The organism is Brucepastera parasyntrophica (assembly GCF_022376835.1).
In the GTDB taxonomy this organism is placed as follows: Bacteria; Spirochaetota; Spirochaetia; order Treponematales; family Treponemataceae; genus Brucepastera; species Brucepastera parasyntrophica.
Map to the genome: position 1 here is coordinate 1,445,869 of NZ_CP084606.1, position 13,749 is coordinate 1,459,617.

Annotated in this window: 7 protein-coding genes; 4 read left to right on the forward strand and 3 right to left on the reverse strand. The window is 48.6% G+C overall.

Going from position 1 to position 13,749, the window contains the following annotated elements; translation table 11 throughout:
* Positions 1–317: 317 nt before the first annotated feature.
* Complete coding sequence (locus K7I13_RS06825) at positions 318–1,964, reverse strand: alpha-amylase family glycosyl hydrolase (protein WP_255948960.1); 1,647 nt, start codon at positions 1,962–1,964, stop codon at positions 318–320.
* A gap of 278 nt (positions 1,965–2,242) precedes the next feature.
* Here K7I13_RS06825 and K7I13_RS06830 point away from each other — a divergent pair, with 278 nt between their 5' ends.
* Positions 2,243–3,730, forward strand: coding sequence for a type I 3-dehydroquinate dehydratase (locus K7I13_RS06830; RefSeq protein ID WP_255948961.1), 1,488 nt, complete (start codon positions 2,243–2,245; stop codon positions 3,728–3,730).
* A complete protein-coding gene (rpiA, locus tag K7I13_RS06835; RefSeq protein WP_255949248.1) occupies positions 3,726–4,439 on the forward strand; it encodes a ribose-5-phosphate isomerase RpiA in 714 nt (237 codons plus the stop codon). Before K7I13_RS06830 ends, rpiA begins: the two co-directional genes overlap by 5 nt.
* A 78-nt stretch (positions 4,440–4,517) precedes the next feature.
* Here rpiA and K7I13_RS06840 read toward each other — a convergent pair whose 3' ends face one another.
* On the reverse strand, positions 4,518–10,178 hold the full coding sequence (locus K7I13_RS06840; RefSeq protein WP_255948962.1) for an Ig-like domain-containing protein: 5,661 nt from the start codon (positions 10,176–10,178) through the stop codon (positions 4,518–4,520).
* A gap of 380 nt (positions 10,179–10,558) precedes the next feature.
* Between K7I13_RS06840 and K7I13_RS06845 the strand changes: the two genes are divergently transcribed.
* Entirely contained in the window at positions 10,559–11,401 is an 843-nt protein-coding gene (locus K7I13_RS06845) for a transporter substrate-binding domain-containing protein (protein WP_255948963.1), read from the forward strand.
* A 341-nt stretch (positions 11,402–11,742) separates the two neighbouring features.
* Complete coding sequence (locus tag K7I13_RS06850; RefSeq protein ID WP_255948964.1) at positions 11,743–12,207, forward strand: bacteriohemerythrin; 465 nt, start codon at positions 11,743–11,745, stop codon at positions 12,205–12,207.
* Positions 12,208–12,247: 40 nt separating this feature from the next.
* Here K7I13_RS06850 and K7I13_RS06855 read toward each other — a convergent pair whose 3' ends face one another.
* Positions 12,248–13,606, reverse strand: coding sequence for an MATE family efflux transporter (locus K7I13_RS06855; protein ID WP_255948965.1), 1,359 nt, complete (start codon positions 13,604–13,606; stop codon positions 12,248–12,250).
* Positions 13,607–13,749 lie beyond the last annotated feature (143 nt).

Sequence of the window (13,749 nt, forward strand, 5' to 3'; positions counted from 1 at the left end):
GCGAAATATTATGAATAAACGCTGCTGTTGAGCGGATACCCAGCTGGATTCAGAGACGAAGCGCGTGAAACCCGGTCATGTCAGCCGGATATATTACAGCAAGGTCGCGGAAAGCGGAATATATCCCGGAAAACGCTTACAGATAAACATTGTCCAGCTGAAATTAATCCTTAAGGCAGCTGTGGCTTTTAGAAAGTAACAAAAAAAGCTGCCCTGACCGGGCAGCTTCTAAAATCTTCTATATAATAGCATTATTTTCAAAACATTTCATATAATTGCGTCAATCCGCAGGCTGAGAACTGTCCGCCGGAACCTGTTTATTTTTTTACCAGGTATACGGCAAATCCCTTCGCCGGCAGCGTTACCGTTACTTTTTCATTCATCATCAATAAATTGGCTTCAGAGGGCGACGACAGAAACAGGGGTTCAAGGTCAGAAGCATTAACCGAAAGCACTATTTCTTCAGTTTCCGTACCCAGGTTGTATACGCACACTATTTCTTCAGTTTCATGAATGAGTCTGTACGCGGCGGCAGGACGCGCGACGGGAACCCTTAAATAGGAACCGCGGCGAAGCGCGGGATGGGAACTTCTGAGAGTTATCAGTTTTTTATGGAGCATAAGGAGAGAGTCAGGGTCCGACTTTTGTGCTTCAACACGGTCCCACTGCAGTTTATAACGGTGACGGATATCCTGGCTGCCAAGATTAGGTTCTTCAGGCTGGCCCACCTCATTCCCGTAATATACGAAGGGAGTTGCCGGAAGAAGCAGGGATATGGCTGTCGCAAGCTTTATATCCTCATCCGCCTTGTACATGGTCCCGGGCCGGCCGGCAGCATTGTCATGATTGCTCAAAAAGACGGCGAGATGGTCTGCGTTCGGGAAATCAAAAACTCCCAAATTTCTGTACCGGACGGCCATAGGCATTTGGTTGGAGAAATCAAAATCAAACAGCATATTGAATTCAGGATTTTCTTCACTCCCGAAATACCGGAAGAAACGGTTCTGGTCGCCGACAATCCAGGCCTCGCCGACCATAAATTTCGGGGCGCCAAGTTCGGCATATTTGTCAATTACTTCGGTCCTGACTTCACTGAAAAAGGCGTGTGTTTCATCCGTATCCATAACAACGCCCGGATCTTCCACCAGATAGCGGACAGCATCCATTCTGATACCGTCAAATCCCTTGTTCAGCCAGTATCTTGCGATATTTTTCATCTCTTCCCTGACTTCATAATTGCGGAAGTTTAAATCAGGCATTCCCGACCAGAAGGCGCCATAATAATAGGCCTGCCTGTCTACATTAAAATGCCAGGTCGCATTGCTTCCCATCGGGTTCCAGCTGAGACGCACGTTGTTCCAGAGATACCAGTTTGCCTTTCCGTCCCGCCTGGACGCTGAGTTCAAAAACCAGGGGTGCTGGCTTGACGTATGGTTGGGGACAAGATCGAATATTACTTTTATGCCCCGTTTGTGGGCTTCCCTGAGAAGGTTTTCAAGCTGCTCAACGTTTCCAAAATAGTCGTTAACATCATAATAGTTTATTGTGTCGTAGCCGTGCATATTATAACCTTCCGCAGTGCCTTTTCCCGCACAGTCAAAAACCGGAGAAAGCCAGATGGCATCACAGCCGACATCATTTTTTATATAGTCCAGTTTTTCCGTTATTCCGCGGAAATCGCCTACTCCATCGCCGTCATAATCATTAAAGGATTTCACCCATATATGGTAAAATACCGCGTCTTTCCACCATTCATCCGCAAGTCCGTCTATCTGATTGGAAAGGGAATTTTTATCTATTGTTACATGATTCGGGCTTTGGTAATTTTCATCCCCAAGCCATTCATACAGCCGCGGACTTTCGCCCGGGAGCGTCTTGGTTTTCGCGCCTGATGAACAGGATACAAAAGCTCCGATCAGACAGAAAACAGCAATGGAAACAACGATATGGAATCTTTTCTTCACACAAACCTCCAGAACCGGTGAATTTCGGAATTCCATAATTCAGGAATACCTATTTAAGACGGTACTGCGAGGTTCGAGAATTGTCAAGGAATTGATAAATATACTCCTTTAGTTTATGTGTTTTTGATATAAAAAATTAGCTGATTCTTTATATCAAAAACACGTACAATCGGAAATAGTCAAATAATGCGAGATTATTTGACTATATATGCCGGTCTTGGACCGGTGACTGCAGAAAAGCTCTTCCAACTGCCGGATTGTTTTTGTATACTTACTATATGCGAACAAAGATTTGTCTTGTTTTGACCGAACCCAGTCTGAAGGAAGATCTGGCGCTGGTTGAACAATACCGGCAATTCATAGATATGGTTGAATTACGCGCCGATTGTCTGCTTCCCGAAGAACGCATCCATTTCAGGCATTTTCCGGAAATGGCAAAGCTCCCGTGTATTCTGACGGTCAGGAGGAAATCAGACGGAGGGCGTTTTCTTGAAGGGGAAGGCTCCCGCACTACAATTTTTGCCCAGGGACTTGCCTTTGCCGATACCGATCCGAAGAAAAACTTCGCATATATCGACCTTGAGGAAGACCTGGAGCTTCCGTCCATTGAGGAAGCGGCGCGGGCCTTCGGCACAAAAATAATACGGAGCGTTCACAATATGAACGGCCCGCTCACGGGTATTCCGCAAATGGTAAAAAGACTGCGAAGGACCAAAGATGAAATAGCAAAAATAGCCTTTATGCCCCGGAATCTTTCCGATGTTACCCAGCTCTTTCGTGAAGCAAAAAAATGTTATGGAGAAGAATATACACTGCTCGCAATGGGGCCGTACGGTCTGCCCAGCAGGATACTTGCGTCCCATCTGGGTTCCTGCATTACATATGTGCTCGCGCCGTCAAAAAGCGGACAGGAAAACAGTCTTGGGCAGCTTGATCCTGTTTCAATAAACGAAATTTATCACATCCGGCAGAATACCAGTGAAACAAAAATTTTCGGAGTAACAGGGAACCCTCTTTCCGCGACTCTCAGCCCGCAGATACACAATTCAGGCTATGTCAGGCAGCATATAGACGCGGTATATGTACCGCTCAGGGCGGAAAGTATAGAAGAAGCCATAAGTTTCGCGGAAGAAACCGATATACCGGGTCTCTCCGTTACCTTTCCGTTCAAGGAAACTGTTTTGCCTAACCTCGATCAGATTTCGGCGGAAGCCGGGGAAATCGGGGCCTGCAATACTATTATAAAAACAGAAGGCGCCTGGCAGGGTTACAATACCGACGCAAAGGGATTTGAACGGGCCCTCCTCGGGTTTCTGAACAGGAAGGACCTGAAAAAACTCCGGGTTTCCATTATCGGCGCGGGCGGCGTTGCCCGGGCAGTTGCCCATGCCGTAAAGGAAATGAAGGGGAAGGCCTGTATCTTTAACCGCACGCCGGAAAAGGCGAGAGATCTGGCCCGGCTGTATAACTTTAAATGGGCGGTACTCGATGCGGGAAGCCGGTCAATCCTTGAATCATATTCGGATGTTATCATCCAGACAACAAATGTGGGTATGAGTCCGCAGCCGGACGAAGACCCCATAGACTTTTATGCCTTTTCCGGGTCAGAGGCCGTGTATGATGTAATATACCATCCAGAAAAAACCAGAATGCTTAGACGGGCCGAGCATGCCGGATGCCGGATATCAAACGGCTATTCCATGCTTCAGTATCAGGCGTATCTCCAATATAAACTTTTTACAGGTATTGACTATGAAAACAATTGATCAGACTGAACAGAAAATGCTGGCCGCGCGCTATGCCATCGACAGCCTTATTGAAAGCGGCAGTATTTTTTCCGGCATGAAAATCGGACTCGGGACCGGCTCTACCGCCATGGTCGCGGTAAAAAGGCTCGCAGAATGCATCGCGGACGGCGGCCTTGCCGGAATACGCGCCGTTTCAACCAGCTTTCAGACAACCCTGGCCTGTGAAGATTACGGAATACCGGTTTATTCCCTGAATTCGAAGGAAATTTCAGGTGAACTGGATTTGACAATTGACGGGGCCGATGAAATAAGTCCGGAGAAATTTCTTGTTAAGGGCGGAGGCGCCGCGCTGCTGCTTGAAAAAATAGCCGCTTATAACTCCGGTTCATATGTTATCATTGCCGACGAATCAAAAATAGTACATTCCCTCGGCACCAGCTTTCCGCTGCCGGTCGAAATTGTTCCGGAAGCCAGAACCAGTGTAATCAGGGCTCTCATGGCTACGGGGGCTTCGGTTGTCCTGCGTGAGGCTGTTAAAAAGGCCGGGCCGGTTGTAACGGATAACGGAAATTTTATTATTGACTGCAAATGGAAAGAACCGGTTAATCCGGCGGAATTTGAAAATTTCATTAATTCCATAGTCGGCGTTGTTGAAAACGGTTTCTTTACAAAGAAAATACCCGCAGTGTATATGGCTGACAGGGAAGGCAGCGTAAAAAAATACTGAGTTCCAATAATTTTTTTTCAAACAAAAAAGGCCTCTGCAGCAAAAGCTGCAGAGGCCTTAACATTTTTCAGAAGCTCCCTATTTCAGATAGGGACTCGGCTGATCGATTTTTCCGGGGGCCGGTGTAGTGAGTCCTGTAAGAACATATACACCAAGTCCGGCATCGCCGCCGTTGGAAACGGTAAAGGATGTATTACCATTAGTTACGGTAATGCTGTTTCCCGTAACACAGTCTATGTAAGTACCGTTCAGCACACCGGTCCAGGTATGGGTACCCTGCCCTACTCCGACCAGGACATAGGAATCGATCGCCGCGCCGGTTATTTTATTTGTTCCGGTGTAGCGCCGTTTGTATCCTGCCCAGCCGCCGCTGTGTCCGTCGGTTGAATACTGGCCCATCTGCAGAGCGGGAACCGCGTGGCGTATTTTATTCAGACCCTGCAAATGTTTTGCAAGTTCATGGGACAATGTGGTTGCCACCTGTCCGGAAGCGGAGTATTCGCCAAAGCCTGTCGCAGTTACGTTCCCCTCAAGATTAGGTCCATAATATGAACGGCCTGTCTTTTCAAGCGACATATCCGCTCCGGCGGAACCGCCGCCCGGCCAGTCATTCGGCAGGCCTGCCGCGAATCTGATTTCCGAGCCGTAATAAACTACCGGGATGCCCCGGAAGGTAAACAGCATTGACCATGCGGCGGCAAAATCACCCTGCCATCTTGTCTCACCCTTGTTCGGTCCATAGTCATGGGAATCCGTATACCAGGTAAGATAGGTCGCGTCATTATACGCATAGCTGTTTCCGAGAGCGCGTCCGTACGCGCCGCCGACACCGTCACAGAAGCCGTTGTGGCTTATGATATCGATGACAGACACATGATAGGGGCTGCTCGGCACTGTTTTGTGCGAATAATCTGGGGTCCGGTAATTGTTGCCGTTAAGCAGATGATTGGAACTGTTTCCCTTACCCTCTACAGTCATATCCCAGGTATAGTTGCTCTGCTGGAGCTGTGCCGGCCTGTCGTCCAGATTGTTTACGAAGTTCGCGACCTCACCGAAGATAAAGAAGTCTGCGCCGCCGCGCGCTGCGCTTGCGGATTCCGCGCGCGCCATCATCTGGGGCCAGTACATTTCGTTCAGAGTCTGTTTATGCATGTGCATGACCGTATCGACGCGGAACATGTCAACGCCCATGTCAATGTAGCGGAAATAGGCGTTAAGGATATACTGCTGGACCTCGGGGTTTTCAACGTTCAAGTCAGGGCAGTCCTCATGCAGCGAATCAAAGTGCGCGTCAGGGAAATTGTCAAAAGATCCTGACCCGGTCGGGAAACCGGTATTGTGTCCCCGGAGTCTTCTTGCGCTGTTTTTATAGCCGCTGTAATCCAGACTGTTCGGCTCGCTGTAGGGTTTTCCGTCTATTGTCTTGACATAGGATTCTGTTGACGGCCACTGATATTTCAGATATCCGTTGGCCTTGTCGGTCGCGAGCGCCGGATACTGCGCGATATCCGCAGCTGTAAACGGACGAGAATCCTGTGTAAATGTCGCATAGGCCGGAATTCGCTGGCCGGCTTTGGCGTGTCCCGCAGGATAGTTACCGGGTGAAGCCAGACCGTCATACTGCCATCCGTTGGGATAATTCTGGGAATTTCCGCTCTGGTATGCTGACTCATCGAAGGTAAAGCTTTCCCAGCCGGTAGGCACAGGATAGAGTCCTGCGTCCCGGTTGTATTTGACTTCGGCAAAATCTTTCAGACCGAACCGTCCGGAGTGGTTAATGACTATATCGAGACATATTTTCATGTCCCTGGCATGCGCTTCGTCTATTACCCGCTGGAAATCATATCCGGGGGACTCGAGCCGCGCGTCTTCCCGTGTCATATCCCAGGCGTGATAGCCGTGGTACGCAAGCGGGCTCCGGTTCTGCACAATGGGAGTAATCCAGATTGTGGTAAATCCGAGGGCCTTAATATAATCCATTTTATCCACGAGGCCCTTAAAGTCTCCGCGCCAGGTAACATCTTCGGGGCCGGTAAATCCGTGATTCGCTATACTGCCGCTTACGCGTTCAGGAGTGTATGAACACCAATCATCTCCGACGCTGTTCGATGTATCACCGTCAAACCAGCGTGTGGTCAGCAGGAAGTAAATTGTTTCCTGTCTGGGGTCAAAGCGCGAAGTGGTAACCTGACCGACACGATAATAGAAGGTTTCTGTAGTCCTGTTGCCGGCCGCGTCTATAACCAGGAAGCGGAAACGTTTTACCTCATCCTGTCCGATGGAAATACCTGTTCCCGATGTGTACGAAACAGAGCTTTCGGTCGGTTCCGTCCCGTCCGTTGTGTAATACGCCCGGAGACCGGTGGTCCCCTTGTTATCGGCCAGGGTAAAGATGGCCGTGATTGGATTGTCATACATGCCCGGGGCCGGATTCGCCGTAATAGTCGGCGGCACAATGTCCGCGTCCGGATCTACGGTATAGGTAAAGGTCGCGACGCTTCCTGTTGTCGGTACGGCTTCCGGATTATATCCGATAGCCTTAATGGTGGTCGTGCCGACGCCTGCGGAAATGGCCGCGCTGTAAATCGGTGAACTCAGCGTGGGTGTGGAACCGTCAGAGGTATAGTAGATAACATCACCGGAGGCGTTGCTTGAAGAAAGCGTAACGCTCTGGGCGCTCAGATACAGTCCGGCTGACGGAGATGCGGTTATAGCGGGGGTGGCCGGCCTTTCAGGATTATAGTCGGTCCAGGAACCGTTTTTATACCACCATTCGCCTGCCGTCCGCGTAAGGTCTGCTGACTGCCCGGACCAGCTGTCATTCGGTGTAAATATCAGGCTTGCGCTTGTTACGGTAAATGTATATCCGTACCATCCGTTGCCTTCGGCAGCCATCTGGAAGCGCAGTTTATTGATCGAGGTATCTGTTGTTTCCCAGACATATACCCAGGCGTAATCCTTGACATGCAGAATTATTCTGTCCGTAACGGTCCCTGAGACAGTCACAGTCGTGCTGTATAACTCGCTGTTCGCCATGCCTGTTTTCACCGCGATGGCTTTAATGGTGTGACTGCCGGACGCAAGAGTGAAAGCTGCCGTATATTTTGTACTGGCGGTTGTCGGGGTAGTTCCGTTGGTCGTGTAATATATATCGGCGCCCACAGTCGCGGTGGTCAGAGTAAACTGAGTAGTCGCGGTTCCGGTATTTGTATTGATAACCGGCGTCGCGCACTGGGTCAGGACTGCTGTAACAGTGACCGTACAGTTTGCCTCGAAGTTTCCGTCAACTGTTCTTACCGTTATAACCGCGGTCCCCGCGGCCTTCCCGAGAACTGTACCGTTAATGACTGTGGCGACTGACGTATTTCCCGAAGTCCAGACAACACTTGTATCATCCGCATTAGAGGGAATAACTGTTGCGGTCAGGATTTCAGTCTCTCCGGCTCCGATTCCGAGCGTTGCCCTGTCAAGGCTTACGCCGCTGACTTTGAGGATCCATTTCGCATACAGTGTGGTATTTGCGGACACCGTATACGGGAAACTGACTGCACTGCCTGTATAAGCCTCAGTTGTATACCAGCCGCTGAAAGCATAGCCGGACCTGGCCGGATCGGAAGGCCTGTTCACGGATTCGCCGGTGAAGACTGTCTGCGAAGCAACACTGGACCCGCCTTTTGAATTAAATGTAAGGGTCGACTTGGTTTTTACCGTTATTGTACAGCTTGCGGTAAAACTGCCGTCGGCTGTTGTAACTGTTATCGTTGAAGCGCCCGAACCCATTCCCGTTACAAGCCCGTCCGCGACCGTGGCGGCGGAAGTATTGGAACTGGTCCAGCTTATCTGCTTGTTCGTGGCATCGGCCGGGGCGACCGTCGCTGTCAGGGTGAGCGTCTCGCCGACTGCCATTGTATGTGTTTCAATATCGAGAACAACGCCTGTTACTGATATTACGGAGATGGTTTCCGTCCATTTTGCGTACAGTGTCGCACTGGCTGTTACTACATAGGGGAAGGATACCGGATTGCCGCTGTAATCTTCAGCAATATACCATCCGTCAAATGTATATCCGCTTCTTGTGGGATCGGCAGGTTTTGCCATTTCATCCCCCGCGTTTCCATTCCATGCGGTAACTGCGCTGCCTTCTTTTGAATTGAAAGTAATAGTCACAGGCACAGACGCCGCGCTTACCGTCACCGTGCAGGAAGCTTCGTAGCTTCCGTCCGCGGTTTGTACGGTAATAACGGCAGAACCGGCTGTTTTACCGGTCACTTCGCCGTTTGAAACACTGGCAACTGCCGGCGCCGATGAAGTCCATTGCAGAGTCTTGTTTGTCGCGTCCGCCGGCGCGATGGTAGCGGCAAGGGTTTCCTTCTCCCCGACTGCTATGGCGGCGGTTGCTTTATTCAGGGTCACACCTGTAACCGGGATTTCCCATTTTGCATATAGCGTTATGTCTGCGTTAACAATATAGGGGAACGTTACCGCGGCTCCGCTGTAGGTATCGGTTGTATACCATCCGGCAAAACGGTAGTCGGATTTAGCAGGATCCGACGGCTTTGTCACGGACGAACCCGGGGAGACAGTCTGGGGCTGAACAGCCGATCCTCCCTTGCTGTTGAAGGTTACCGTTATCAGAGCGGTTACTGTTACAGTGCAGGAGGCGGTAAAGCCGCCGTCGGCCGTCGTTACGGTAATAACCGCCGAACCTCCGGACAGACCGGTCACCAGAGCCTTGCCGCTGCCGCTTGACGCTACAGTTGCGACGCCGGTATTGCTGCTGCTCCATGTTATCTGTTTATTGGTAGCCGTATCGGGAACAATAGATGCCGTCAGAGTCAGGGTTTCCCCCGTTCCCATCGCATGGCTGTTTTTGTTCAGGGTAACGCCGGTAACGCTTATGGTGGAAGCTGTCTCAGTCCATTTCGCATACAGGGTCCTGCTGACAGTTAATGTATAGGGGAAGGATACAGGGCTGCCGCTGTAATCATTGTTTTCAAACCAACCGTCGAATGTATATCCGCTTCTTGTGGGATCGGCGGGTTTTGCTATCTGGGTACCTTTTATTCCGCTCTGGGAACTGACCGAACTGCCGCTCGCGGAATCAAAGGTAATAGTGATTGTTTCAAGCGAAGCGGCGGTAACCGTAATAGTACAGGTTGCCGTATGTCCGCCGTCGGAAGTTTTCACATGGATTGTTACTGTTCCGGGAGTCATTCCCCGGATATTTCCTTCTTCATCGATTATGGCAACGTTCGGATTCAGGGAAAGCCATTCAACCGATTTATTCGTCGCGCTTGACGGAACTATGCTTGGAGTTATTTTTAATTCATCGCTGACGCCGAGCGTAACCGGACTCAGACTTACGCCGGAAACCGGTATATGGGCCGCGTTAACCTGGATCTGGCATTCGGCTGTTTTTCCGCCGCTGGCCGTGGTTACCGTAATTATGGCAGGCCCCTCGCTTATACCGCTGATAACGCCGTTTTCATCTACCGTTGCGATGGTTTCATCGCTTGACTCCCATAACAGTTTCTTATTTGAAGCGTTACCGGGTGTAATAGTCGCAGTTAACTGGTCGCTTCCGCCTACGGTAAGCGTAGTTTCTGTCTTATTTAATTCGACTTTTTTTACCGCAACTGATGATTTTCCTGATGAATCATCCAAGGGACTCTTGCAGGACACAGCTATTATCAGCAGGAACAAACCGCCGATAAATACATTTTTTCGCAAACTCTTCACTTTGCTTCTCCTTTTTGTTCATCCGCCATACTAGCGCCATTCAATTTTTATGCTTTTACATGATCCCGCCGGACCGAAAAGGTCCTTTGGAGGTTTTCGTTTCTTTGAGAAACTGAAAAAACCCATTCTAGTATAGGGGCGTTTTTTAAAAGCGGCAAATAAAAAAAAAATTGTTACAATCTTGTAACAATTCAGAAGGAAAAACACTCTTTTTCCGCAAATACCGCCTGTCTAAATCGGCCCGCACGGGACAGAAGGACCCTGTTTTTCTTAAAAAGCTGAAATATTGAAAAAATGGCTCATTATTTTTATTGCATTAGCGCGTTTATTCCGTATAATTAAGGCATACATTTTTTTGTATAATTCTATGGAGGTACCAGATGAAAAAACTCGTAAAACTGTTATGTGCCGGTATGTTTCTGGCCATTGCAGCTCCCGCCCTTATCTTTGCCGGCGGTTCAAAGGAAAAGGAGTCGCGTCTCGATACAATAAAAAAATCCGGAAAAGTTATTCTGGGAACATCGGCAGACTATCCGCCCTATGAATTTCATGCCCAAATTAATGGCAAAGACACTATTGTCGGGTTTGATGTCGCAATTGCCGAAGAAATCGCAAAAGATTTAGGCGTAAAACTTGAAATCAAGGATATGGACTTTGACGGTCTGCTTGCGGCCCTTGTTTCAGGCAATGTCGATTTCGTCATTTCCGGAATGACCCCGACGGACGAACGCAGAAAGAATGTTGATTTTTCCGATATTTACTATCTCGCGGAGCACGGAGTTATTATAAGGAAGGTTGATGAAGCTAAATACGCGGCGTCTGCCGATAGTCTGAAAGACAGAATGGTCGGAGCCCAGCGGGGCGCAATCCAGGTCGGGCTCGCAAAGGTTAATATAAAAGGCATGAGCGAAGAAGAAGCGGAAAACCCGCATTCCCAGGTTAAAGAGCTCGGGAAACTCCCTGATCTTATTATGGAAGTAAAAAACTCGAAGATTGACGCCGTAGTGGCGGAACTTCCTGTTGCGAAAGCCTATGTGGGTGCGAACTCCGATTTAATGCTCGCGGCCTATACCTTCAAGGATGATGACGGCGGTTCAGCCATTGCCGTAAAAAAAGGTGAAACAGCCTTCCTTGAACAGATTAACAAAACGATAGCCCGTCTCACCGCTGAAGGCAAAATCGATCAGTTTGTCAGCGAAGCAAACGAGCTTGTGGAATACTGATACAAACCGTTTTTCTGAAACAGAAAACACCGGAAAAGTTTCCGGTGTTTTTTTTGTCTTTTATTCGCGGCGAGGGTTAATACTCCAGACCGAAGGTCTGCCCTGCTCTGCGGCGTTTTTTATGAAAAACCTATAAAAACCTTGGTTTTTATAGGTTCCATGGGAGAATAAAATCCCCCTCTACGGCGGGGATTTTATTTGGATAATCCGCCGAAAAGAAATATATTTGATTATAATGGGAAGCGATTTCAAAATGTCAGATTTTGAAATCAGCTCACGAATCTGTTGAAAAACGTTCGGAGCAGGACGGATCTTAAAAACAGCCTGAAGGAGTTATTTGTATGGATGAAATTTTTCAGGACGAAGAACTTGATAATCCGGAAACCGATGCGAAGGTGGTGGAGTGGAGGGACGAATACGTCACCGGAATAAAGCTGATCGATAAAGAAAATATGGAATTGGTAGACACCGCAAACAGGCTATGGGAAAAATGCATAAACGGCGGCGCGGACGACCCTGCTTTCTTTAAAGATATAGTTGAACAGGTTGTCGGATATATAAAAGATCATTTTGCCGCTGAAGAAAAAATTCTCACCGCAACAAATTATCCGGAGCAGAAAGAACTCAAAAAGGAATATGACGATTTTACGGCGGATATTCTAACGCTGGTAAAAGAATTTGAAAATGGTGAAAAGCTTGCCCCAAACCGGTTCGCTCGGAGAATCCGGGACTGGGTCCTGAGCCATGTGGCCCTGACCGATGCCAAATACAAATCTTATATAGAACGCTACCTGAACCGGAAATGAATTACCCGCGATAAACCGGGAACAATCAGCAGCCCGGACTTCATGTCCCGGCGTTTCTTTCCGCACGGATCCTGAAAAGCCGGGTCCCCCGCCTTTCCTTATTTGTAAGCAGAAAAATAACACCCATCAGCATGGTAAGAAATTCCGCGGCAGGAACAGTCAGCCAGACGCCGGTTATTCCGAAAAGCTGCGAGAACAGCAGCAATACGGGTACGGTTATAATTATACCCTTGGAGATGGACATAATAAATGAAGGCGCGGGCTGTGAAATGGAAGAAAAGAAAGAAATTGTCACGTTATTGAAACCCATAACAAAAAAGGCGAGAAAATATAGCCTGATGCCGGTAGCTGCCATACGGCCGAGCTGTTCGTCATGCCGGGTATTGAAAATAGAACTGATCGGCCCCGGAAAGAAAAATCCTATCAGGTAAAAAACCGTCCCAAGGATAAAAGCAAGGCCGACCGCTGCGCCGTATAATCTGTATACATTGCGCATGTTGTTTATCCCGAAATTTCTGCTGATAAGGGGCTGGACTCCCTGCCCTATTCCAGTAAAAATCGCTACCACAATTATGGCAAGATTTGCGACAATACCGTAAGCGGCGACAGCGCTGTTTCCGCTGATCCGTAATAATACCTGATTGAAAGAAAAGAGAATAATGCCGGAAGAAAATTCCAGGACAAAAGAAGGTACCCCAAGCGAACAGATGGAAGCGAACCGCTGTATTATGACCGGAGTTCTGGCAATTCTGAAGCTGTTGTTTTTTCTGATAAAATGGACAGACAGAATCAGCATGCTGATCAGGGGAGCGAAGCCGGTCGCGAGGGCAGCGCCGAACATCCCCATATCAAGCGGAAACATGAATACATAATCCAATATAATATTACCAAGGCTCCCCGCCAGCATTGCGGTCATAGCAAGCCGGGGCCCGTGGTCATTTCTCACGAAAGCCACCAGAATGTTATTCAGAATAAAAGGCAGGGTAAATGCAAATATGACCCGGGCATATTCTTCGGAAAGAGGAGCAGTCGCACCGCTCGCGCCGAGAAATTTCGCAATGGGTCCGATAAAATAAAATCCGCAGCAGGTGATCACCAGGCCCAGAACAGCGGCTATCATCAGGGCGTGCGAAAAAACCGAATCAGCTTCCCCGGGACGGCCCCTGCCCTGAAGGATTGTAAAGAGAGTTGCCGCGCCTATCCCGAGCATCAAACCAAGTCCGTTTATAATTCCGTAAACCGGCAAAACAATGTTCAGCGCGGCAAGTCCGTCGCTTCCCATTTTAAAGGAAATAAAAAAAGTATCAACAAAAATGTAACATGACAGACCAATCATGCTGAGAATATTGAGTGAAACATATTTCGCAAACTGTTTGTAAAGACTACCGGTATCGTTCATGGTTATTTCTCCAAAAAAAAAGCCGTGCGAACTTATCTCCAAAGGCCTAACGAGATAAGCTTACACGGCACTTTTTATTTCTCCTATCCGGCGATAAGAGAAATATGCGTAATTATTGAAGGTACTTTATTCAAAAAAAAAAA

What these genes read in the sequence shown, in the direction of transcription:
- K7I13_RS06830 (WP_255948961.1), top strand. Translation starts at nt 2,243, where the DNA reads ATGCGAACAAAGATTTGTCTTGTTTTGACCGAACCCAGTCTGAAGGAA.
- K7I13_RS06845 (WP_255948963.1), top strand. Translation starts at nt 10,559, where the DNA reads ATGAAAAAACTCGTAAAACTGTTATGTGCCGGTATGTTTCTGGCCATT.
- K7I13_RS06850 (WP_255948964.1), top strand. Translation starts at nt 11,743, where the DNA reads ATGGATGAAATTTTTCAGGACGAAGAACTTGATAATCCGGAAACCGAT.
- K7I13_RS06855 (WP_255948965.1), bottom strand. Translation starts at nt 13,606, where the DNA reads ATGAACGATACCGGTAGTCTTTACAAACAGTTTGCGAAATATGTTTCA.